We start from the raw sequence: 21,594 nt of genomic DNA on the forward strand, positions 1-21,594 counted from the left end.
ATCATTGCGTGTCGATGGGGGTTGACCATGGACGACACGGTGCTCCTTCATGCTCACACCTGGGCTCGAGCCCGAGCACTGCTGTGGAGAAGCGGCCTGCTCGCCGGCCCTGTTGATAGCCGATGTCACGCCCCGGGGCCAGTGTGGTCCGCGAGACGCGTCAGGCGCTCAGCAACGCCAGGGGGACCACGGCGATCCCGTCGCGACGGCGGTAGGCCTGGCGACCGGTCGTGATGACCATCAGGTCCACGATGTCGGTTGGGATCCGATCGCGGAGCCAGTGCAGGTGCCGGACATCGGCGTCGGTGACACTCGCGGCGAGCTTGACCTCGATCCCGAGCACCTGGCCCTCTGGTCCCTCGACGATCAGATCCACCTCATGGTCGCCATTGCGGGTACGCAGATGCCCCACTCGTGCCTGGGCGGCCTGCGCGGCCACCCTGACCGTCAACGTCGCCAGCGACTCGAAGAGCGGCCCTGCCATGTGGCTGCCCCGGGCCGTCGCGAGCGCGGCGGCGGACAGGTTGAGCAGCCGGGCAGCCAGAGCCGGGTCGGCGAGCTGATGCTTGGGAGCCTGCTGGAGTCGCGCGAAGGCCCCGCGGCTCGGACTCCAGCCCGGGACGGGGTCGAGAAGCCACAGGCGGGTCAGGTGGTCGCGGTAGGCGATGGTCGTGGTCTTCGCAGGCTGCGAGCCGTCACCGGCCGTCGTGGCGTCGAGGATCGTGGAGTAGGACGCCGCCGACGAGGACGCGGCAGCGTAGGCAGCCAGCCACCGGCGCAGCGTCTCGGGCCGGCGTACACCAAATCCGAGGTCAGGAAGATCCCGATCAATGACCCGCTGAAGGTAGGAGTCCAGGAGCGCTCGCCGCAACCTCAAAGGTTGTCCGGCGATTCCCGGGAATCCACTCGACTCGATGGCATCGAGGTAGTCCGCCAGTGTCTGATGGGTTGCGCCGGCGATGGCAGGAGACGCTCCCGCGAGCAGGTCGCCCAGACTGATCAGCGGCGGCGCGTCGCTCGAGGTGGTGACCGCGTGGTGACGCTCATGGAGTGCCATCGGCCTCATCCGCAGCGAGAGGATCCGCCCTGCGCCTGAGTGCGTGACGGCCTCCGACGGAGGTGTCGCGCTGCCGGTCAGCAGAAAGCGACCGGGAGGTGCTCCAGCATCCACCTGTCGGCGGATGACGTCCCAGACGGCGGGCAGTCGTTGCCACTCATCGATCAGCAGAGTGCCCGACGCCGCGTTGGCGAAGGCAGGGTCAGCCTCGACCAGCGCCAGCTGAGCGGGATCGTCCAGCATCCACGACATCGTCGCACGGCGCGCGGCCGTCTCCGTCTTCCCGACACCCTTCGGCCCGTCAATCGCCACCGCGGGTGCGGCAGCGAGGAGCTCATCGAGTTCCTCGTCCACAGTGCGCGGAAGATAGGGCATGCGCCATACGCTACCGTTAGCAGGACATTGACGCTACCTTGAGCAGGATCTCTACGCTACCTCCAGCACGCCGGGCATCAGCACAGCCCCCGAACGTGGTCGACGACCGCGGGACCGCGGCGCGGGCGCAGGATCGCGACCAGGTCGACCCGGATCCCGTCGGGGCGGACGCCGCGCTCGAGCACCCACCGCTCCCCCATCCGCCGCAGCCGGTCGAGCTTGGCGTCGGTGATCGCCTCGTGCGGGGTGCCGGCCGCGAGGGAGGTGCGGGTCTTGACCTCGCACACCACGAGGGTGGCACCGTCGCGCAGCAGTACGTCGACCTCGCCGTCGGCGCAGCGCCAGTTGCGCTCGAGCAGGACCATCCCGAGCCCGGTCAGGTGGCGCACGGCCACGTCCTCGCCGTACGCGCCGATCGCCCGGCGGGCCTGTGCTGTCGTCACGCACCGATGGTCGTCAGCAGGGCGGACGCAGGGTGCTCAGGAGGGGCCGGCCTGTGCACAACTCCCGTGGTGAGGTGGCCTGTGGACGCCGAGCGGCCCGAGGACGGACGGATGGGGCAGGAGGGACGTCATCCCACCAGCTGCGGGATCCCGCAGTCCGCCTTCTTCTTCGCGTAGACCTCGGCGCCCGCGACGTTGATGCCCAGCGCCTTGAGCAGCGGGGTCAGCAGGACGTTGTCGAGGGCCGCCACCAGCGGGTTGACGACCAGGGAGAGCAGGGGCGTCACGACCGCTCCCAGGAGCCCGCCGACGGGTAGGATCCCGAGCACGTTCAGGTGCGTGTCCTGGTTGAGATAGGGGACGCCGAGCGAGTCCGTGCCGAACTCGACCGGGGCCGAGCCGTCGTAGTTCTCGAGGTCGACGGTGGCCGACTTGGTCTCGGTCGCGGCGGGCGCCGGCGTGCTGTAGAGCCGGATGTACCCGTCCACGAGATTGATCAGATTCAGCAACGCCTTGACCGAGAGGTTGTTCCTGTTGGCCGGGTCGCCGACGGTGATCTCCAGGCTGACCAGGCCACTGGTCGTCACGAAGTCGAGGATCTTCTTGTCGGTGAGGCACCGCACGTCGTCGAGGCTCACGTCCGCCGGGGTCAGCTTGAGCGTCAGCGTGATCGGCGCCGAGATCGACACCAGCCCGAGGTCGAGGTTGGCCAGGTTGCCGCGCAGGTTGACCTCCACCTGGTTGGAATGCCCCTTGGTCTCCACGGACTTGGCACGCCCGCAGTACTGGATGGGCTTCTGCCCGATCTTCACGCTGCCGGTGAGCGTCGACAGCCCCACCACGTTGACGTTGAGGTTGGGCACCAGGATCGCGTTGGAGCCGTTGGCGACGAAGGCGGCCGTCGAGACCAGGTCGAAGACGTTCACCGTCGCGTCGAGGGCGGCCGAACTGGTGGTGTCGAGGCCGACGATGTCGGCCACGTTGACGATGATGTCCTTCGCGGCGACGGTGGCCAGCTTCTGCAGGAGCGCGACCTGCGCCGCATGACCGCCCTGGTTCTGGAGCACCTGCGCCATGGCCAGGTAGAAGGTGCCGAGGGAGACGCTCGCATCGACGAAGTCGTCGAAGCCACCGGCGATGAGGCCCGTGTTCACCAGGTCGAGCAGCTTGATGTCCGCCGCGGCAAGGCCCTGGGCGTCGAGCACGTTCAGTCCGACGTCGGTCCCCAGCGCCTTGACCAGCGGGCCGAGGATGGTGCCGTCGCCGAGCCTGATCCGGGCGGCGTAGGTGCCGACCGTGAAGCAGGCGCCCTTCTCGACCGAGGTGACCGCCGACCGGGTCGCGTCGCCCTTGGACCGCCCGGTCATCCCACCGAAGCTGAACTTCGTCGACGAGTGCGCCAGCACCCGGACCGCGCTCGGCGACTCGGCGTCGTCAGCGGGCTGGCTGAAGGCGACGAAGTCACCAGCGGCGTCGACCTTGCCGACCTTCCAGGTGACGTCGGCATCCGCACCGAAGCTGTCCCTGTTGCGCGCGAGCGAGGCGTTGACGGCGTCCGAGATCACGCCGTTGGTCATCAGTGTCTTGAGCGTCCTGCCGTCGAGCTGCCACGCGACGTCCATCGCGACGACGTCGGCGACCGCCTGCATGTCGCGACGCACCACCCGCTGCTGGCCCAGGTCGACGGCGAACGCGGCCGACACCAGCAGGACGACGGACATCAGTACCGCGACCAGGACCGCCGTCACTCCACGCTCGTCGGGGCACGCCCGAGCGCGACTCCCGCGGGCCACGTCAGCTCACCCTCGCCACGGCGGTGTAGTGCAGGGTGTCGGGCAGGACCAGCCCGAAGCCCGGGATCAGCGTGTCGTACGCGATGACCACCTTCACCCGCGCGCACCGCTTCGACGTCTCGCCGGGGCAGTTCTCGAAGGTCACCGAGCACCCGTCCACGCCCGTCTTGCACTTCTGTCGCTGCGCGGCGAGCGCGTCCTTGACCGCGGCGAGTCCCGCGTCACGCTTGCTGTCCTCGCTGCCGATCCTGACCGCGGCCGCGCGCGCCCCCTCGGAGGCGGCCTGGCTCACCGACTGCCGCACGCTCAACATGTCGCCGTAGTTGATGATGCCGAACACGATGAGCATCAGCGGGAACAGGATCAGCGCGAACTCGACCGAGGCCGCGCCCCTGTCGCCCGTACGTCGACGGCGCGGCAGAGCACCCGTCCCTCCCACACAGCGCCTCATCGGCCGGCCTCCCCGGATCGCTCCCATGACGCCCCCGAGCGGCGTTGCGCACACAGTAGTGGCGCGACGAACGACCGGGGAACGGATCCCGGGGCATTCCACTCGGACGACGAGGGCGGGATAGCCCGTTGGGACTAGGACCCCATGGCCCCTGCCGCCCGGGACGATGGTCCCCACGGACACCACCCGTTCAGGAGCCGCCCATGGTGCGCCGGCGTCACGCGGGTCCCTGACGGTCGGCCCGACTTCGGCGCCGAGGGCAAAAGGCGTCCGTTCGGGCTTCGCTCACGCGCGGCCGGTGCCGACAATCTAACCGGGAGTTCGGTCGGCTCGGGCCGTCGAGGGGGAGGCAGGAATGGCTCTGGGACGACGACGTGTGCGTCGCACCGGTGCGACCGGTGAGGCGCGCGGTGCGGCGGCGCTCGAGTTCGCGCTCGTCGGCGGCCTGCTGGTGATGATCGTCTTCGGGATCCTCCAGTACGGCCTGTACTTCGACGACTCCCTGAACGCCAACCAGGGGGTCCGGGAGACCGCCCGGATGTCGGTGGTGGGCAAGAACTCCCCCGGCTGCGGTACGACGACCGGTTGGCCCGGCATCGCGTGCACCGTCGAGAAGATGGTCGACCGGGCGCCGGCGGACACCTACGTGAAGATCTCCGCGCCCGACGGCTGGGCACGGGGGAACCTCCTGCAGGTCTGCGTCCTGGTGCGCTCGCGCGGTGACTTCGGGATGCTGCCGATGCCCAACGGCGGCTACGTGCGCGCGAGCCTGCGGATGTCGATCGAGGAGGACACGACCAAGCCCACGGGCACCGGATCGGCCGAGTCGGTGCCGACGGGTCAGAGCTGGTCGTGGTGCTCGTGACCGGCCCTCGGCGCGCCCTGCGGCGACGCCCGGACGACGAGCGGGGCGCCGTCGCGGTGCTCGTCGCCCTGATCGCCGTCGTGCTGCTGATGGCGGCCTCCCTCGTGATCGACCTGGGCCTGGCCCGGGACGTGCGCGGCCAGGCACAGAACGCGGCCGACGCCTCGGCCCTGGCGGCCGGCAACGTGCTCTACGACGCGAAGGGCGTGGCCCAGCCGGCGCTGGCGACAGCCGCGGCCCAGGACTATGCGGCAGCCAACTTCAGGGTCGCGGCCGCGGCCTGGGCCGGGTGCAAGGATCCGGGCCACCTGGCGTACGCCCCCACCTCGCAGTGCATCTCCTTCGACGACGCGGACCGGCCGAGCCGGGTCCGGGTGCGGGTGCCGCAGCGCAGCGTGAAGACGGCGCTCGCCGGGCTGATGGGGGTCAGCGAGCTCCACATCGGCGCCGTAGCGACCTCGAACATCGACCCGGGCGTGGTGTTCAAGTGCTCGTTGTGCGTGCTCGGGGAGGGCCCCCACACCCTGGGCAACGGCGATGCGACCGTCACCGCGAGCAGCGTGCACTTCAACGGCAGCGTGTCGACCGGGCCGAACGGCCACGTCGAGGCGATCGGCGACGGCAACGAGATCACCGTGGAGACCAGCGCCACCGGAAACTACTCCCCCGCGGCCGAAACCGTGGACACGAAGATGGGCGACCCGCTCGGGGGCTGGGCCATGCCGGCGCCGTACGGCACGGCGAGGACCGACCCCTGTACCGACGGCCCCGGCGTCTACGGCGACGCGACCCTGGGCAACAAGGACGACTGCACCCTCGCACCGGGCCTCTACGTCCTCACCGGCACCTGGAGCATGGGCAACAAGACCGTGCTCAAGGGCGTCGGCGTCACCCTCTACGCCGTGTGCGGGACCCCCACGGCACCGACGCGCTGCGCCCAGGGCCAGGCGGGCGGGGCCTTCGACGCGACCAACAGCAACGGCGTGAACCTGACCGCGGGCGCGCCCGGCTTCGGGGACCTGGCGATCGTCTACGACCGCAACAACACCCGGGTCCTCAACATCCAGGGCAACGGCGAGACCACCATCACCGGCACCATCTACGCACTGAGCTCGCTGCTGTACGCCAACGGCAACTCGGGCAACCAGGTCAACAGCGGCTCGATCGTCGTCAATGACCTCTACATGAACGGCCAGAACTCGCACCTGGTCGTCACCAACGGCATCGACCGCGAGTGGCGCGTCCCGCCGAGCGGCCTGCACCTGAGCGACTGAACGGCCGGACGGGTCGAGCGCCGGCTACGGCTTCGGCAGCTCCAGGTCGGAGGTCGCCAGCTCCTCGACGTTGACGTCCTTGAAGGTGAGCACCTTGACGTTCTTGGCGAAGCGCGCCGGGCGGTACATGTCCCAGACCCAGGCGTCGGCGATGGTGACCTCGAAGAACACGTCGCCGCCCTCGGAGCGGGCCTTCACGTCGACCGAGTTGCACAGGTAGAACCGGCGGTCGGTCTCGACGACGTACTTGAAGATGCCGACGACGTCGCGGTACTCCCGGTAGAGGTTCAGCTCCTGCTCGGTCTCGTACTTCTCGAGCTCCTCGGCACTCACGAGGGCGACTCTAGCCCTCTCCCCCAGGCAGCGGCTCGAGTCCTGCCGCGCGTCGCACGTTGACGAACCGCATCCGGTGGATCGGCGAGGGCCCGTGCTCCTCGAGGGCGGCCGTGTGGGTGGCGGTGATGTAGCCCTTGTGCGTCTTGAAGTCGTACGCCGGCCAGTCCCGGTCGAGGTCGAGCATGATCCGGTCCCGGGTGACCTTCGCGAGCACCGACGCCGCCGCGACGCACGCGGCCACCCGGTCGCCCTTCCAGACGGCGAGGCCGGGTACGCCGAGGCCGTCGACCGGGAAGCCGTCGGTCAGCACGTACGACGCCGGCAGGTCCAGCTTGGCGACGGCCTGCCGCAGTGCCTGGACGTTGGCGACGTGCATCCCGAGGCGGTCGCACTCGTCGTGCGGGATCACCACGACCGACCAGGACAGTGCCCGGCGCACGATCTGGTCGTAGCAGCGCTCCCGGGCGGCGGCCGTGAGCAGCTTGGAGTCCGCGAGGCCGGGGACGATCCCGGCCTTGCCGGCGGGCAGGATCGCCGCACCCGCGACGAGCGGGCCGGCGCAGGCCCCGCGGCCGGCCTCGTCGACGCCGGCGACCGGCTCGAAGCCGTGCCGGCGCAGGGCGCGCTCGTAGCCGTAGATGCCGGCGTCGCGTCGTACCGTCGCGCCCCTGGGCAGCGAGGACATGCCGGGTGCTCCCTCCGATCAGGTACCGGGGACGGTGTCGGCCTTCTCCGCCTTGTCCAGCAGGTCGGCCGGTGGATTGTCGGGGATGCCGTCGAAGACCTCCGGGCGACTGATCCAGCGCCAGCGGTCACGAGGCCAGATCAGCGTGAAGACCTTGCCCACGACGAGGTCGGTGTCGACCCACGGGCTCTGGGTGCAGGGGTCCTCGCTGGGGCTGCACAGGTGCGCACGAGAGTCGGCGGAGTGGCCGCGGTTGTCACCGAGGACGAGCAGCTTGCCCTTCGGGATCGGGCCGATGATCCAGTCGCAGGGCCGGGACAGGCCGGTCTCGCGCTCGCTGACGAAGTCGTCGATCTCGGCGTTGCACTGTCCCGGGTCGGGTCCGAGGTAGGCGGACTCGTCGATGGCCTTGCCGTTGACCTTGATCCGGCCCTTCTCGTCACAGCACTCGACGACGTCGCCCTCGGTGCCGATGACCCGCTTCACGAGGTGGCCGCCGGTCGGGTAGAGGCCGACCTTGGACAGCAGGTTCGCGACCCCGGTCGGGCCCTGGCTGTCGGCGGGCCCGAGCCACTCGCCGGGATCCTGGAAGACGACGACGTCGCCGCGCTTCGGCGTACGGCCGAACCAGTAGGAGACCTTCTGGACCAGGATCCGGTCGTTCTTGACCAGGCCGGGCTCCATCGACTCCGAGGGGATGTAGAAGGCCTGGACGAACAGTGCCTTGATCACGATCGCCAGGCCCAGCGCGACCGCGAGCAGCAGGATGCTCTCCTGCCACACCGGCAGGTGCTTGCGCTGGCCGGAGGAGGACCGGGAGCCCGCCTGGTCGGTCGCCTTCGGGTCGGGGACCTGGGCGGCGGAGTCCGCGGCGGAGTCGTCGGTCGTCACGAGAGTCGAGTCTAGGAGCACGCCCCACGCAGGACGCACGAAGGCCCGACCGTGTCCGGTCGGGCCTTCGTGGTAGCGCTGATCGGGGTCTCGTCAGACCTCGCGGCGCTCCTTGATCTTGGCCTTCTTGCCGGTGAGGTTGCGCAGGTAGTAGAGCTTCGCGCGACGGACGTCACCGCGGGTGACGACCTCGATGGTCTCGAAGATCGGCGAGTGGAGCGGGAAGGTCCGCTCGACACCGACGCCGAAGGAGACCTTGCGGACGGTGAAGGTACGGCCGATGCCGGAGCCGTGGACGCGGATCACGACGCCCTGGAACACCTGGACACGGGAGCGGTTGCCCTCGATGACCTTGACGTGGACCTTGACAGTGTCACCGGCGCGGAAGGCCGGGACGTCGGCACGCTTGGCGGCGTTGCCGAGGTCGGTGACCACGGCGGGGGTGGGGTTGCTCATGATTCTCCTCGCGAATGCACACAGGTCAGCCGCGGTGGTGGTGGGATGCGGATCGGAGCGTCACGATCGGCGATTCCCCTGTGGCAGAAGCGTCCGTGACACCGACCAGCAATCCTCCCACAGCAGGCGGCGGCCGCCCAAAATGGCGCTCAGCGGTGCTCAGCGGTGCTCAGCGGCGCTTGGTGAGCGTGACCGTGTGCGGCGGGCCGGGCAGGTCGCTGCGCAGCCGGAACCCCGCCTTCTTGTACAGCCGCTGGTTGCGGGCGCTCGCCGCCCCGGTGAACAGGACGTACGACGTCACGCCGGCCGGCGCCACCGCCTGGATGTGCTCGAGCAGGATCCGCCCGAGCCCGCTGCCCTGCAGGTCGGGCGCCACCATGACCCGGCCGATGTCCCAGGTGTGGTCGTCCTCCAGCCGGCCGCGCACGGCGCCGACCAGCCGGCCGGCGCGTCGTACGACCCAGGTGTCCCACTCCCCCAGCCAGGCGCGCACGTCGTCGAGCGACTCCTGCAGGGCCGGGATGTCGAGGGTGTCGTTGGCCTGGGCCTCCTGCAGCCAGCAGGCGCGCTGCAGGGTGAGGATCTCGCCCGCGTCGCCGGGGGTGGCCCGCACGATCGGCGTCCCGTCGTCGAGCACGGAGGGCGCCAGCAGGTCGGGACGGCGCTCGGCGGTGCGTCGTACGGCCTGCTCGTGGCGCCAGGCCGCGACCTTGCCGTGGTCGCCGGAGAGCAGGACGGCGGGGACCTCGTGGCCGCGCCACTGCGGCGGCTTGGTGTAGACGGGGTACTCCAGCAGCCCGCCCTCGGCGTGGGACTCCTCGACCAGCGACGCCGCGTTGCCCATGAAGCCCGGCAGCAGGCGGACGACGGCCTCGGTGATCGCCAGCGCGGCGACCTCGCCGCCGTTGAGGACGTAGTCGCCGAGGCTGATCTCGCGGACCTCGGCCACCTCGCGCGCGTGGTCGATGACTCGCTGGTCGATGCCCTCGTAGCGTCCGCACGCGAAGACCAGGCGCTCGCGGGTGGCGAGCTGCTCGGCCAGGCGCTGGTCGAACGGCTCGCCGGAGGGTGTCGTGAAGACGACGGTCGTGCCCGGGGTGAGCAGCTGGTCGAACGCCTCGCCCCAGGGCTCGGGCTTCATGACCATGCCGGCACCGCCGCCGTAGGGGGTGTCGTCGACCTTGCGGTGCCGGTCGTGGGTCCACTGCCGCAGGTCGTGGACGCCGACGTCCAGCAGCCCGCTCGCGGACGCCTTGCCCGGCAGCGAGAGCTCCAGGGGAGCGAAGAAGTCGGGGAAGATGGTGAGGTAGTCGAGCCTCACTCGTCGTCCTCCGGGAACGGCGTGACCAGACCGGGGCGGTCAACGATGACCACGCGGCCACCGGCGAGGTCGACCTCGGGCACCAGTGCGCTGACGAAGGGCACCAGCGCCTCGCGGCGGTCGGCGGTCCTGATCCGGAGCAGGTCCTGGGCGCCATGGGTCAGGCCGACCACCTCGCCGAGCGGGGTGCCCTCGAGGTCGACCGCGGCCAGGCCCACGAGCTGGTGGTCGTAGAACTCCTCGGGATCCTCCGGCCGCTCGTCGACGGGTACGACGGCCCGCAGCACCACGCCGCGCGCCGCCTCCGCGGCGGTGCGGTCGGGCAGCTCGGCGAAGCTCGCGAGCAGCACGCCCTGGTGCCAGCGGGTGCGGCTCACGGTGAGGGTGCGGGCGGCGAACGCCGAGCCGCGCGGCGCCTCGACCTGGAGCACCGCACCGTCGGCGTACCGGCGCTCCGGCTCGTCGGTGCGGACGTCGACGGTCACCTCACCCCGGATGCCGTGCGGCTTGCCGATGCGGCCGACGACGACCTCGATGCTCTCCACGCGCCCATTGTCCCGGAAATGCGAGCAGCCCCGCACATCGGTGCGGGGCTGCTCGGATGAGACGGTCAGCGGCGGTCGGTGTCGACGAAGTCGATCCGGGTGCTGCTGTTGCCGGCGATCGCGGAGATCACCGTGCGGAACGCGGTCGCGGTGCGACCGCTGCGACCGATCACCTTGCCGAGGTCGTCGGGGTGGACCCGGACCTCGAGCACGGCGCCACGGCGCAGCTGCTTGTCGCGCACGACCACGTCGTCGGGGTGGTCGACCACTCCGCGGACGAGGTGCTCCAGCGCGTCAGCCAGCATCGGCTCAGGCCTCGGGGGTCTCGGCCGGGGCGTCGGTGGTCTCCTCGGCAGCCGCCTCGGCGGGCGCCTCCTCGACCTTGTCCTCGACCTTGTCCTCGACCTTGTCAGCCTTCTTCTCGGCCTTCTTCTTGGCGGTGGTCGCCGAAGCCTTGGGCTCGCTGGCGGCCTCCTTGAGGGCCTCGTTGAAGATCTCGAGCTTGTCGCGCTTGGGCTCCTTGACCTTGAGGGTGCCCTCGGCGCCGTCGATGCCCTTGAACTTCTGCCAGTCACCGGTGATCTCGAGGATCCGGGCGACGGCCTCGGACGGCTGCGCGCCGACGCCGAGCCAGTACTGCGCCCGCTCGGAGACGACGTCGATGTACGACGGGTCCTCCTTGGGGTGGTACTTGCCGATCTCCTCGATCACCGCGCCGTCGCGCTTCTTGCGCGAGTCGACGATGACGATGCGGTACTGCGGGACCCGGACCTTGCCCAGGCGCTTCAGACGAATCTTGACGGCCACGTTTGTGGTGTCTCCTTGAGAACTGGTGGTGGGTGAGCCAGGGACGACCAGGTGGGGACACCGGTGCCCGGGCTCGGACGGGTTCTACCACCTCCGGTTGAGAGGGACCGGACGTCGCAGAACTCAGTCGGACAGTCTGCCAGACGCCCGACCTGCCGGACGAATCCAGCCTCACCCCAGGGTGGGGTCGCCCGCAAGGTGCTCGGCAAGGGCGGTCGCGATGGCCCGGTCGGCGGTGTCGAAGCAGCTGTAGGCCGGCGAGGTGTTCACCTCCCAGCAGTACCAACGCCCGTCCTCGCCGAAGCGCAGGTCGATCCCGGCGAGCTCGAGCCCCAGCGCGGCGGTCAGGGCGCGGCAGCGCTCGGCGACGGCGTCCGGCAGGTCGGCGGGCTCGAGGCCGAAGCCGCCGTACCGGTAGTCCACGGCCTCGGTGCGGACCCGGCTGGCGAACAGCCACTGCCCCACGGCGTGCACGCGGTGCTCCGCGCCGGGCACGAACCGCTGCAGCTGGGTCGGGCACCAGCGCACCGCCGAGAGGTCGTCGCCGGGGCCGAGGGTGCGCACGATGCTGCGGGTGCCGCTGACCGACTTCACGATCGCCCGGCCGTGGTGGGCGACGAAGGCGGCGGCCGCCGCCGGGTCGGTGGTCAGCAGCGTCTCGGGCACGGCGAAGCCCGCCGCGGCGATGACCCGCGACTGCCGTGGCTTCGAGTGGTTGCTGAGCCCCGCGGAGGGCCGGTTGACCACCCGCACGGACGCCGGCGCGCACTCGGCCCACTCGCGCAGGTGGACCGCGAGCCGGGTGAGCCGGGCGCGCTCGGCCGGGTCGACGGCGTCGCCGAGGTCGTAGGGCCGCAGGTAGATCCCCCGCACGTCCACGACCCGGACCTCGCGCCCGGCCACCACCAGCACCAGCTCGTCCCCGGTGCGCTCGACCGCGACGTCGGCGCAGGCGGCCTGGTCGACGAACACGTACGGCGTCCCGCGGTCCGCCAGCACCCGGCGGACGTCGTCCAGCGGGCTGTCGGTGCGCAGCCCGTGCAGCACGATCACGACACCGCCTCCGCCCCGAGCACCCGGCCGACCTCGGCGCGGATCGCCGCGCGGACCGGCTCGGTGCGCGCCAGCGGTGCCGGCAGCACCGCGTGCAGCCGCGGGAGCGCCGCGCCGCCACCGAGGTCGAGGACCGCGCTCAGCAGCGGGACCGCGCGGGTCGTCGCCATCCGGGCCAGGCGGCGTCGTACCTCACCGCTGGGGGCGGGTCCGTCGCCCGCGACCCGGAACGCCTCGCCGGCCACGACGGTGACGACGACGGGCGCGACCGGCTCGTCGCCGACGGTCACCGGCAGGCCCGCCGACCTCCCCCACTCGGACGTCGGCAGGCACGGTCCGGCGAGGCCGGCGTGCGAGGGCGCGACCAGGCAGCGCGCACCGAGCGTGTCCAGCCAGTGCCCGAGGAAGGCGGTCATCTCGCCGGCGACGTAGGTCCGGTGCTCCTCGGCGATCCAGGTCAGGTCTCCGGCCTCGACCCCGGCGAGCAGGGAGACCACGCAGCGCACCCTGTCGTCGGTGAACGGCTCGCCGTCCGCGATCCCCCGGCCCACGGCCGGCCCGGTCCCGCAGGACGGGCCGGCCGCGAGTGACCAGCCGGGCAGCGACAGGTCTGCCGGGGTGAGCAGGCGTGCGCCGGCCCACACCGCGACCAGGGCCGCGGCCCCGGGGTCCCGCTCGGAGGCGAGGACCAGGATCACGACGCTCCGTCGGCGTGGGCGCCGTTGAGTGCGGCCTCGACGACCTCGCCGTTCACGTCTGGCCGGTCCTCGGACCGGACGAACGGCGCGCCGAGGCTGCCGACCACGCGCTCGATCCGGTCGAGGCGCCGGATGACCTCCTCGAGGCCCTCCCGCTCGTCGATGAGCGGGTTGACGACCAGGTCCCCGGGGTCGAGGTGGTCGACCTCGCGGCCCGCGCGCTTGTAGATGTCGATCTCGCGGATCTCCTTGAACCTCTTCTCGAGCACGTCGTCGCGCAGGTGCTTGACGAGGTCGTCCTCGAAGTGGAACCTCTTCACGATCCGGCCGGCCGCCACCAGGGCGTCGTACACGTTGATCCGTCCGTAGCCCATCTGGTCGTTCCAGGTGCCGTTCGGGTGGCCCGAGACGTTGGCGTAGGGCACGGTGCCGGTCTTGTCGGCCGTGGTCTCGATGATCCGGCGGACCCGCACGTTGCTGAGCGTGGAGTTCCGCGACCGGATCAGGGCGGCGAGCGCGGCCACGTGCGGCGTGGCGGCGGAGGTGCCGTTGAAGGTGCCCGTGTAGTCGGTGGCCGTGTAGCCGTTGGCACCGAGCCGGTCGGTCGTCGGGATCCGGACTCCGGGGGCGACGACGGACATCTGCGGTCCGTAGTTGGAGCCCCACGGCTCGCCGTCGGGGCTGGCCGGCGACTTGCGGCCGTCGACCTGGTCACTGGCACCGACCGCGATCACGAGGGGGTTGGTCGCGGGGTAGGTGATGCCGTTGGCTGTGTTCTGGTTGTGGGTGGCGACGCAGAGCACCATGTCGGCGTTGAACGCCTCCTGGATCGCCGGGTCGATGATCGCGTGGCTCCACGCGTTCCAGCCGAAGCTCATCGACACCACCTGCGCGCCCTGCATCCGGGCGTAGCGCAGGCCGGCCGCGACCTCGGTGTCGGTCCACCGCGAGAACGCGATCGGCAGCAGGCGGCAGCCGCCCGCGAGTCCGGCGACGCCGACCCCGTTGCCGATCCGGGCGCCGACGATCCCGGCGCAGGCCGTGCCGTGGTTGCCGGTCGGGGCGCCGGTGCCGGACATGGTGCCGAGGTTGATGCCGTTGTGCAGGAACCCGCCGACGAGGTCCGGGTGGCCGAGCTCGACGCCCTCGTCGAGGATCGCCACGGTCACCGCCGACGAGCCCGTGGTGAGGTCCCACCCGGTGGTGCCGGGCCCGCCGGCGCGGATCTGGCGCAGGTTCCACTGGCTGGGGTACATCGGGTCGTTGGGGTTGTGCGCGACCGGCACCCGCGCGGGCACCCACTCCAGGCGGACCTCGACCGCGCGCCCCAGCGCCTCGGCGATCCGCTCAGGGAGGTCGTACGCCGGGCTGGCGGCCGGGTCGGTCACGGCGAAGTAGTCGTGGTCGCCGAGCAGCGCCGAGCGCACCTCGTCGCGCTGCAGCCCGAGCGCGGTGACCCTCGCGAGGTCCTCCGGGTCGGCGACGTCGGCGTGCAGCAGCACCACCGCGTCGGCGGCGGGCGCGAGCTCCTCGGCGCCGGCACCGAAGTCGGCCGTGTAGACCGGCGACGACCAGGCGACGCTGCCACTTGCGGTGGCCGCGGCGACCGCGTCGCCGTCGACCTCGGACCCGTCGGCAGTGCGGGCGAAGACGAAGTCCGGGCCCTCGTTGGCGGGCTGCTTGGTCGCGTCGTCGGCGGCCGCCGGACCTGCGGCGCCGTCGCGGACCAGGCCGAGGGCGTCGAGGACGTCGGTCCGGCCCGCGGCGGCGGGACCACCGGCGCGGGGCGAGAGCAGCACGCGGTCGGGCAGGGGGGTGAGCTCCACACCGGAGGGGTGCGTGAGGTGCTCGGGGTAGCGGTGCATGGTGGGCTCCTTCGAGAGGGGGCGCGACCGGGTGGTCGCTCCTCCCTAGGAGCCGGCAGGTGGCCCGCCTGATACGCCCGCTTCCGGCCTCAGGCGACGACCTTGCCGCGCAGCACCACGCGCGACGGCTCGGTGAGCACCGACAGGTCCTCGACCGGGTTGCGCGGGTAGACCACGAAGTCGGCCGGGTCGCCCTCGTCGAGGCCCGGGTTCCATCCGAGCCAGGCCCGGCCGCGCCACGAGGCGGCGCCCAGGACGTAGTCGTTGGGCAGGCCCATCGCCGCCATGGCGAGGATCTCCTCGTGCAGGACGCCGTGGCGCGACGAGCCGCCGCCGTCACTACCGACGTAGAGGGCCACGCCGGCGTCGTACGCATCCATCAGGACCGCCCGGCGGCGGGCGAGGAGGGTCTCCATCGTGGCGCTGTACGTCGGGAACTTGTCGCGTGCGGCCGAGATGAACTCCGGGAACTTGGCGGTCTGCAGCACGGTCGGGACCAGGGCAACGCCACCGGCGACCATCTGCTCGAGGTGGGCAGCGGTGAGGCCGGTGCCGTGCTCGATGCAGTCGATGCCGGCGTCGAGGAGCGGGCTGATCGAGTCCTCGCCGAAGCAGTGTGCGGTCACCTTGGCCCCCTGGGCGTGGGCGACCTCGATCGCGGCGGTCACCGCGTCGGCCGGGAAGGACGGCGTCAGGTCGCCCTCCTCGCGGGAGATCCAGTCACCGACGAGCTTGACCCAGCCGTCGCCGTCGAGGGCCTGCTCGGCGACGGTGTCGACCAGGCTGTCGGGCTCGACCTCGACCCCGTAGCCGCGCAGGTAGCGGCGGGTGCGGGCGACGTGGCGCCCGCAGCGGATCAGGCGGGGCAGGTCCTCGCGCTCGTGGACCCAGCGGGTGTCGGCCGGGGAGCCGCAGTCGCGGGTGAGCAGCACGCCGTTGTCGCGGTCCGCGATGGCGGTCCGCTCGATCTCCGCGTCGTCGACCGCTCCCCCGTCCTCGAGGCCGAGGTGGTTGTGGGCGTCGACCAGGCCGGGGACGATCCAGCCCTCGGCGGCGGTCTCGGCCCCCGTCAGCCCGGCCGGGCGCTCGTAGGTGATCCGGCCGTCGACGACGTAGACCTCCCGCGTCTCGCCGTCGGGAAGGACAGGGCCGGAGAACCGCAGCGCACTCACGCGGCCGACGTTATCGCCCCAGTGCGGAGAGCAGCCAGGTCGGTGACAGCGTGGTCGCGCCGGCACCGTGGACGCGGGCGTCCAGAGCCCGGTCAGCGGTGACCACCACGACCCGGCCGCCCTTCTCGGCGGCCTTGCGGGCCTCGGCGACGATCGTCGCGTCGCCGTCCTTCGGCGCGTGGACCGTCCGCACGTGGGCGTCCCTGCCGGCGCGCACGCCGCCCTTGGCCTGCCCCTCGAGCACGAGCACGACGACGTCGTACTCGATGTCGGCGACGAGGAGCTGCTCGTGCAGCCGCGCCGCCGCTCCCGCGCGGTCCTTCCACCAGCCGTCCGGGCGCGCGCCGACGACGTTGGCGCCGTCGACGATGAGGGTCGAGCTCATCTCACACCCCATCGATTGGTCACAAGCCGCACGTCCTGGCCCCGAAATGACGCGGTTTGGTCCCAAACCGCAATATGAGTGACCTACTTCAGGAACTTGGAGAAGTCCTTCGGCAGCTGCAGGTTCTCGGCAGCGGCCTCGTAGTCGATGTCCTGTCCGATGCCGAACGGGTTCGGCTTCGACTCGGCGGCCTTCGCCTTCGCGGCGGCGGCGTCCTGGGCGGCCTTGGCCGGGTTGCCCGAGCGGCGCGCGCCCTTGCCCTTGGCCTGCTTGGCCTTCTGCTTCGCGCTGACCCGCTTGCCGCCGCCGGGACCGCCCATGCCGGGCATCCCCGGCATGCCGGGCATCCCGCCGCCACGAGCCATCTGCATCATCATCTTGCGCGCCTCGAAGAAGCGGTCGACGAGCTGGTTGACGTCGGAGACGCTGCGGCCCGAGCCCTTGGCGATGCGGGCCCGGCGCGAGCCGTCGATGAGCTTGGGGTTGGCGCGCTCGGCGGGCGTCATCGAGCGGATGACCGCCTCGATCCGGTCGATCTCGCGGTCGTCGAAGTTCTCGAGCTGCTCACGGACCTGGCCCATGCCGGGCAGCATCCCGAGGATCTTCTGCATCGAGCCGAGCTTCTTCAGCTGCTGCATCTGCGCGAGGAAGTCGTCGAGGGTGAAGTCGCCCTGGGTGAGCTTCTCGGCGGCCTTGAGGGCCTCCTCCTGGTCGAAGGCCTTCTCGGCCTGCTCGATCAGGGTGAGGACGTCGCCCATGTCCAGGATGCGCGAGGCCATCCGGTCGGGGTGGAAGACGTCGAAGTCGGTCATCTTCTCGCCGGAGGAGGCGAACATGACCGGCTTGCCGGTGACCTGCCGGATGGACAGGGCGGCACCACCGCGGGCGTCGCCGTCGAGCTTGGTGAGCACGACGCCGTCGTACCCGACCCCGTCGAGGAAGGCCTGGGCGGTGACCAGCGCGTCCTGGCCGATCATCGCGTCGACGACGAAGAGGACCTCGTCGGGCTGGACGGCGTCGCGGATGGCGGCGGCCTGGCCCATCATCTCCGCGTCGACGCCGAGGCGGCCCGCGGTGTCGACGATGACCACGTCGTGGAGCTTGCGCTTGGCCTCCTCGATGGAGGCATTCGCGACCGAGACCGGGTCGCCGACGCCGTTGCCCGGCTCCGGGGCGTAGACCGGGACGCCGACCTTCTCACCGTTGACCTGGAGCTGCTGGACGGCGTTCGGGCGCTGCAGGTCGCAGGCCACGAGCATCGGGGTCTTGCCCTGCTCCTTGAGCCACAGCGCGAGCTTGGCCGCCAGGGTGGTCTTTCCGGCACCCTGCAGACCCGCGAGCATGATGACCGTCGGACCGGTCTTGGCGTAGCGCAGCCGGCGGGTCTCGCCACCGAGGATCTCGATCAGCTCGTCGTTGACGATCTTGACGACCTGCTGGGCGGGGTTCAGCGCACCGCTGACCTCCTCGCCGCGGGCACGCTCCTTGATCGCAGCGACGAACTCCTTGACGACCGGCAGCGCGACGTCGGCCTCGAGCAGCGCGATCCGGATCTCCCGGGCGGTGGCGTCGATGTCGGCCTCGGAGAGCCGCCCCTTGCCGCGGAGGTTCTTGAAGGTCGCGTTGAGGCGGTCGGACAGTGTGGCGAACAAGAGCGTTGCGTCCTCGTCGGAGTCGTCGGTAGAAGTGGAGTCTTCGAACACGATCGTAACCGCCGGGGCCGTGGGTCCCGTCGTCTGCGGTAGCGGTCCGAGGGTACTGCGGCGGGTGCTGGCCACCCGCCGCGGTGGTCGGGAGTGCCATCGGGGGCACCCCACCGGGTCGAGGAGGATCGACGATGGCAACCACGACACCTGTACGACGTCCCGGTGGCCCAGGCCGCCGGATGACACCTGCTGGCATCGCGATCTGGGGCGGCATCGCCGTCGTGGGCGCGGTCTGCTGGACGGTGCTGGCCCTGTCCCGCGGCGAGGAGGTGTCGGCGCTGTGGATCCTGTTCGCCGCGCTGGCGTCGTACGCGATCGCGTACCGGTTCTACGCCCGGTTCATCGCCGACCGGGTGCTCGAGGTCGACGACACGCGCGCCACCCCGGCCGAGCGGCTGGAGAACGGCCAGGACTTCGACGTCACCGACCGGCGCGTGCTGTTCGGCCACCACTTCGCCGCGATCGCCGGGGCGGGGCCGCTCGTGGGGCCGGTGCTGGCCGCGCAGATGGGCTACCTGCCCGGCACCATCTGGATCATCGTGGGCGTCATCCTGGCGGGCGCCGTCCAGGACATGATGGTGCTGTTCTTCTCCATGCGCCGCGACGGCAAGAGCCTGGGCCAGATGGTGCGCGAGGAGATCGGCACGATCGGCGGCATCGCCGCCCTCGTGGCCGTGTTCGCGATCATGATCATCATCCTGGCCGTGCTCGCGCTGGTGGTGGTCAACGCCCTCGCCGAGTCGCCCTGGGGCGTGTTCTCGATCGGCCTGACCATCCCGATCGCCCTCTTCATGGGCTTCTACCTGCGCTACCTGCGGCCCGGCCGGGTCTCGGAGACCACCGCGATCGGCGTCGCGCTGCTGCTGCTCGCCATCATCGTCGGCGGCTGGATCGACGACACGGGCCTCGGCGACAGCCTGACCCTCTCCCACGAGACGCTGACCGTCTGCCTGATCGTCTACGGCTTCGTGGCCTCCGTCCTCCCCGTGTGGATGCTGCTGACGCCGCGCGACTACCTGTCGACGTTCATGAAGGTCGGCGTCATCGCCCTGCTCGCGGTCGGGCTGGTCCTGGCCCGTCCGGTGCTCGCCAACGACGACGTCACGAGCTTCGCACTGCACGGTGACGGGCCGGTGTTCGCCGGCAAGCTGTTCCCGTTCGTGTTCATCACCATCGCCTGCGGCGCACTGTCGGGCTTCCACGCGCTCATCTCGTCGGGAACGACCCCGAAGATGATCGCCAAGGAGAGCCACGTCCGGATGATCGGGTACGGCGGCATGCTGATGGAGTCCTTCGTCGCGATCAGCGCGCTGATCGCGGCGTGCGTGATCGACCAGGGGCTCTACTTCGCGATCAACAGCCCCGCGGGCGCCACGGGCGGCACCGCCTCCAGCGCCGCGCAGTTCGTGGGCTCGCTCGGCTTCACCCTCTCCCCCGACACGCTCACCCAGGCCGCGGCGGCCGTGCAGGAGCCGACCCTGGTCTCGCGGACCGGAGGCGCACCGACGCTGGCCGTGGGCATCTCGCAGATCTTCACCGACGCGTTCGGCGGTGGGCTCGCGGCCTTCTGGTACCACTTCGCGATCATGTTCGAGGCCCTGTTCATCCTCACCGCGGTCGACGCCGGCACCCGCGTGGGCCGGTTCATGCTGCAGGACACCATCGGCAACCTGTGGCCGCGGTACGCCGACACCTCCTGGCGTCCCGCGGCGTGGTCGGCGAGTGCGCTCGTCGTCGCTGCCTGGGGCTACATGCTCTACGTCGGCGTCACCGACCCCCTCGGCGGGATCAACCAGCTGTTCCCGCTGTTCGGCATCTCCAACCAGCTGCTCGCCGCGATCGCGCTGTGCGTGTGCGTGACCCTGATGCTCAAGCACGGCAAGGCACGCTGGGTGTGGGTGCCGCTCGTGCCGCTCGTCTGGGACCTGGTGACGACGATGACCGCCAGCTGGCAGAAGGTCTTCTCCGACAACCCGGCGATCGGCTACTTCGCCCAGGCCGACCGCTACCGCGACGCTCGCGACGCCGGCCAGGTCCTGGCCCCCGCGAAGGACGCCGGGCAGATGGACCAGGTCATCACCAACTCGATGACCAACGGCATCTTGCAGCTGACCTTCGCGGTCCTCGTGGTGGTGGTCGTGGCCAACGCCGTCGTGGTCTGGGTCCGTGCCCTGCGGGCCGGCGGCCTGCCGACCACCGAGGTGCCCGCCGTACCGTCCCGGATCGTGGCCCCGGCCGACTTCTTCGCGACCGCGGAGGAGAGGGCCGCCGTCCGCGAGTGGGAGGAGTCGCGCCTGACCCGGACCGGGAGCCACTCGTGAGCGTCCTGGGCCCGGCGGTCCGCGCGTGGCGCGGCGTGCGCTGGTACGTCCGCGAGGCCACCGGGGAGGCCCGCTGGGACGAGTACGTCGAGCGCTGTGCTCGCGAGGGCACCGAGCCGGTGTCCCGCCGTGCCTGGGAGCGCGACCGCGCCGACGCGAAGGAGGACCGGCCACAGTCGCGATGTTGCTGACCCGCACGCGCTCGGCGTGACGCACGTCTCACTGACCGGGACCCTGCGCCCCGGCGCGCTGCGGCCTCCCGATGCTCGGCGCTCCGTCCCACTCCCGACCGGAGGCACCATGAAGCGCCGTACCCGACTCTCCGCCCTCGCCGCGACGATCGCCGTCCTCGCCACGACGCCTGCCGTGGTGGGCCTGCAGGGGGCCGAGGCCGACCCGAAGCCCAAGCAGGCGTTCCCCGGCTACGACATCCTCTTCGTCCGGCACGCCAACAGCACCTACCCGGTCCCGGAGGAGGAGCTGTCACCCCTGGGCATCCAGCAGGCGGCGAAGCTGGTCGACTTCCTGCACGACGCACCCGTCGAGTCGGTCGACTCCTCGATCATGGTCCGGACCTTCCAGACCGCCGACGGCGTCGCCGCGGACCACGACGTCCCGGTCCTGGCCGACGAGGACCTGCGCGAGGTCGAGCTCGTGTCCAAGGACGAGCGCGTCGCGGGCGGGATCATGGCCAGCTGGGTGATGGACCCCTCGACCCGCGGCGACGACTTCGGCGGCGCCGAGAACTACTACGACGTCAAGGAGCGCTGGGACCGCTGGTGGACCCAGTACGCCCGGGAGCACCGCAACGACCGCGGCACCGGGGTCGTCGTCGCCCACGGCGGCATCTACGGCCTGATGCTGCCCGAGACCTGCGCCAACAAGCCGCAGCTGCCGTTCTCGGAGCGGTTCCCGGGCAACACGGAGATGATCAAGGCCCACCTCAACCCCAACGGCACCCTCGTCTGCACCGCCTTCGGCGTCAGCCCCGACCCGGCGAGCATGCCCAACCGCGACGGCTCCCCGCACTACTACTACGAGGTCGACCCGGTGACCGGCGTCGCCACCCAGGTGACCTCGCCCCTCTCCTGAGCC

General features: G+C 71.2%; 23 protein-coding genes. 5 read left to right on the top strand and 18 right to left on the bottom strand.

Features of this window, described 5'->3' with window-relative positions:
• Nucleotides 1-160: 160 nt before the first annotated feature.
• The 4 genes from FBY23_RS19135 to FBY23_RS19150 form a co-directional block, all read right to left on the bottom strand.
• On the bottom strand, nucleotides 161-1,432 hold the full coding sequence (locus FBY23_RS19135; RefSeq protein ID WP_141799594.1) for an ATP-binding protein: 1,272 nt from the start codon (nucleotides 1,430-1,432) through the stop codon (nucleotides 161-163).
• A gap of 77 nt (nucleotides 1,433-1,509) precedes the next feature.
• Complete coding sequence (locus FBY23_RS19140) at nucleotides 1,510-1,875, bottom strand: YraN family protein (RefSeq protein ID WP_141799595.1); 366 nt, start codon at nucleotides 1,873-1,875, stop codon at nucleotides 1,510-1,512.
• Between the two features lie 128 nt (nucleotides 1,876-2,003).
• Entirely contained in the window at nucleotides 2,004-3,623 is a 1,620-nt protein-coding gene (locus FBY23_RS19145) for a hypothetical protein (RefSeq protein ID WP_141799596.1), read from the bottom strand.
• Between the two features lie 46 nt (nucleotides 3,624-3,669).
• The gene (locus FBY23_RS19150; RefSeq protein WP_222117882.1) at nucleotides 3,670-4,107 is read right to left on the bottom strand and encodes a TadE/TadG family type IV pilus assembly protein; all 438 of its coding nucleotides are present in this window, start codon (nucleotides 4,105-4,107) and stop codon (nucleotides 3,670-3,672) included.
• Nucleotides 4,108-4,495: 388 nt separating this feature from the next.
• On the opposite strand from FBY23_RS19150, the gene FBY23_RS19155 reads away from it, so the two are divergent.
• Together FBY23_RS19155 and FBY23_RS19160 are read left to right on the top strand one after the other, a co-directional pair.
• The gene (locus FBY23_RS19155; protein ID WP_160158292.1) at nucleotides 4,496-4,984 is read left to right on the top strand and encodes a TadE family protein; all 489 of its coding nucleotides are present in this window, start codon (nucleotides 4,496-4,498) and stop codon (nucleotides 4,982-4,984) included.
• Nucleotides 4,972-6,258: a TadE/TadG family type IV pilus assembly protein gene (locus FBY23_RS19160; RefSeq protein WP_141799599.1), complete on the top strand. Its 1,287-nt coding sequence runs from the start codon at nucleotides 4,972-4,974 to the stop codon at nucleotides 6,256-6,258. The genes FBY23_RS19155 and FBY23_RS19160 overlap by 13 nt, the downstream gene beginning before the upstream one ends.
• A 24-nt stretch (nucleotides 6,259-6,282) precedes the next feature.
• On the opposite strand, the gene FBY23_RS19165 is transcribed toward FBY23_RS19160, so the two are convergent.
• From FBY23_RS19165 to ffh, 14 genes are all read right to left on the bottom strand, one after another.
• Nucleotides 6,283-6,591, bottom strand: a complete 309-nt coding sequence (locus tag FBY23_RS19165) for a DUF2469 domain-containing protein (RefSeq protein WP_141799600.1) — start codon at nucleotides 6,589-6,591, stop codon at nucleotides 6,283-6,285.
• 10 nt (nucleotides 6,592-6,601) lie between these two features.
• Nucleotides 6,602-7,279: a ribonuclease HII gene (locus FBY23_RS19170; protein ID WP_141799601.1), complete on the bottom strand. Its 678-nt coding sequence runs from the start codon at nucleotides 7,277-7,279 to the stop codon at nucleotides 6,602-6,604.
• An 18-nt stretch (nucleotides 7,280-7,297) separates the two neighbouring features.
• Nucleotides 7,298-8,170 (bottom strand): signal peptidase I, encoded by an 873-nt coding sequence (gene lepB / locus FBY23_RS19175; protein ID WP_260806088.1) that lies wholly within the window; start codon nucleotides 8,168-8,170, stop codon nucleotides 7,298-7,300.
• Between the two features lie 93 nt (nucleotides 8,171-8,263).
• Complete coding sequence (gene rplS / locus FBY23_RS19180) at nucleotides 8,264-8,626, bottom strand: 50S ribosomal protein L19 (protein ID WP_141799602.1); 363 nt, start codon at nucleotides 8,624-8,626, stop codon at nucleotides 8,264-8,266.
• A 169-nt stretch (nucleotides 8,627-8,795) separates the two neighbouring features.
• A complete protein-coding gene (trmD, locus tag FBY23_RS19185) occupies nucleotides 8,796-9,947 on the bottom strand; it encodes a tRNA (guanosine(37)-N1)-methyltransferase TrmD (protein ID WP_141799603.1) in 1,152 nt (383 codons plus the stop codon).
• Nucleotides 9,944-10,492, bottom strand: a complete 549-nt coding sequence (gene rimM / locus FBY23_RS19190) for a ribosome maturation factor RimM (protein ID WP_222117883.1) — start codon at nucleotides 10,490-10,492, stop codon at nucleotides 9,944-9,946. The genes trmD and rimM overlap by 4 nt, the downstream gene beginning before the upstream one ends.
• Before the next feature lie 65 nt (nucleotides 10,493-10,557).
• Nucleotides 10,558-10,797 (bottom strand): RNA-binding protein, encoded by a 240-nt coding sequence (locus FBY23_RS19195; RefSeq protein WP_141799604.1) that lies wholly within the window; start codon nucleotides 10,795-10,797, stop codon nucleotides 10,558-10,560.
• 4 nt (nucleotides 10,798-10,801) lie between these two features.
• Entirely contained in the window at nucleotides 10,802-11,299 is a 498-nt protein-coding gene (gene rpsP, locus FBY23_RS19200; RefSeq protein ID WP_141799605.1) for a 30S ribosomal protein S16, read from the bottom strand.
• 171 nt (nucleotides 11,300-11,470) lie between these two features.
• The gene (locus FBY23_RS26040) at nucleotides 11,471-12,352 is read right to left on the bottom strand and encodes a RimK family alpha-L-glutamate ligase (protein ID WP_160158293.1); all 882 of its coding nucleotides are present in this window, start codon (nucleotides 12,350-12,352) and stop codon (nucleotides 11,471-11,473) included.
• Nucleotides 12,349-13,050 (bottom strand): hypothetical protein, encoded by a 702-nt coding sequence (locus tag FBY23_RS19210; protein WP_141799606.1) that lies wholly within the window; start codon nucleotides 13,048-13,050, stop codon nucleotides 12,349-12,351. The genes FBY23_RS26040 and FBY23_RS19210 overlap by 4 nt, the downstream gene beginning before the upstream one ends.
• Entirely contained in the window at nucleotides 13,047-14,915 is a 1,869-nt protein-coding gene (locus tag FBY23_RS19215; RefSeq protein WP_141799607.1) for a S8 family serine peptidase, read from the bottom strand. The genes FBY23_RS19210 and FBY23_RS19215 overlap by 4 nt, the downstream gene beginning before the upstream one ends.
• 89 nt (nucleotides 14,916-15,004) lie before the next feature.
• Nucleotides 15,005-16,087 (bottom strand): amidohydrolase family protein, encoded by a 1,083-nt coding sequence (locus FBY23_RS19220; RefSeq protein WP_141799608.1) that lies wholly within the window; start codon nucleotides 16,085-16,087, stop codon nucleotides 15,005-15,007.
• A 10-nt stretch (nucleotides 16,088-16,097) separates the two neighbouring features.
• The gene (locus tag FBY23_RS19225) at nucleotides 16,098-16,472 is read right to left on the bottom strand and encodes an NYN domain-containing protein (RefSeq protein ID WP_141799609.1); all 375 of its coding nucleotides are present in this window, start codon (nucleotides 16,470-16,472) and stop codon (nucleotides 16,098-16,100) included.
• Nucleotides 16,473-16,555: 83 nt separating this feature from the next.
• Nucleotides 16,556-18,124, bottom strand: a complete 1,569-nt coding sequence (gene ffh, locus FBY23_RS19230; protein ID WP_141801158.1) for a signal recognition particle protein — start codon at nucleotides 18,122-18,124, stop codon at nucleotides 16,556-16,558.
• A 185-nt stretch (nucleotides 18,125-18,309) separates the two neighbouring features.
• Between ffh and FBY23_RS19235 the strand changes: the two genes are divergently transcribed.
• The 3 genes from FBY23_RS19235 to FBY23_RS19245 all read left to right on the top strand — a co-directional run bounded on the left by FBY23_RS19235 (nucleotide 18,310) and on the right by FBY23_RS19245 (nucleotide 21,591).
• The gene (locus tag FBY23_RS19235; RefSeq protein WP_141799610.1) at nucleotides 18,310-20,499 is read left to right on the top strand and encodes a carbon starvation CstA family protein; all 2,190 of its coding nucleotides are present in this window, start codon (nucleotides 18,310-18,312) and stop codon (nucleotides 20,497-20,499) included.
• On the top strand, nucleotides 20,496-20,690 hold the full coding sequence (locus tag FBY23_RS19240; protein WP_260806089.1) for a YbdD/YjiX family protein: 195 nt from the start codon (nucleotides 20,496-20,498) through the stop codon (nucleotides 20,688-20,690). The genes FBY23_RS19235 and FBY23_RS19240 overlap by 4 nt, the downstream gene beginning before the upstream one ends.
• A 109-nt stretch (nucleotides 20,691-20,799) precedes the next feature.
• Nucleotides 20,800-21,591: a histidine phosphatase family protein gene (locus tag FBY23_RS19245; RefSeq protein ID WP_141799612.1), complete on the top strand. Its 792-nt coding sequence runs from the start codon at nucleotides 20,800-20,802 to the stop codon at nucleotides 21,589-21,591.
• The last annotated feature ends 3 nt before the right edge of the window (nucleotides 21,592-21,594 follow it).

This window comes from Nocardioides sp. SLBN-35, assembly GCF_006715725.1.
Classification (GTDB): domain Bacteria; phylum Actinomycetota; class Actinomycetes; order Propionibacteriales; family Nocardioidaceae; genus Nocardioides.

Bases quoted from the DNA above. Each gene is read 5' to 3' on its own strand.
- FBY23_RS19135 (WP_141799594.1), bottom strand. From the start codon at position 1,432: ATGCCCTATCTTCCGCGCACTGTGGACGAGGAACTCGATGAGCTCCTC.
- FBY23_RS19170 (WP_141799601.1), bottom strand. From the start codon at position 7,279: ATGTCCTCGCTGCCCAGGGGCGCGACGGTACGACGCGACGCCGGCATC.
- rplS (WP_141799602.1), bottom strand. From the start codon at position 8,626: ATGAGCAACCCCACCCCCGCCGTGGTCACCGACCTCGGCAACGCCGCC.
- FBY23_RS19195 (WP_141799604.1), bottom strand. From the start codon at position 10,797: ATGCTGGCTGACGCGCTGGAGCACCTCGTCCGCGGAGTGGTCGACCAC.
- FBY23_RS19215 (WP_141799607.1), bottom strand. From the start codon at position 14,915: ATGCACCGCTACCCCGAGCACCTCACGCACCCCTCCGGTGTGGAGCTC.
- FBY23_RS19225 (WP_141799609.1), bottom strand. From the start codon at position 16,472: ATGAGCTCGACCCTCATCGTCGACGGCGCCAACGTCGTCGGCGCGCGC.
- FBY23_RS19235 (WP_141799610.1), top strand. From the start codon at position 18,310: ATGGCAACCACGACACCTGTACGACGTCCCGGTGGCCCAGGCCGCCGG.
- FBY23_RS19245 (WP_141799612.1), top strand. From the start codon at position 20,800: ATGAAGCGCCGTACCCGACTCTCCGCCCTCGCCGCGACGATCGCCGTC.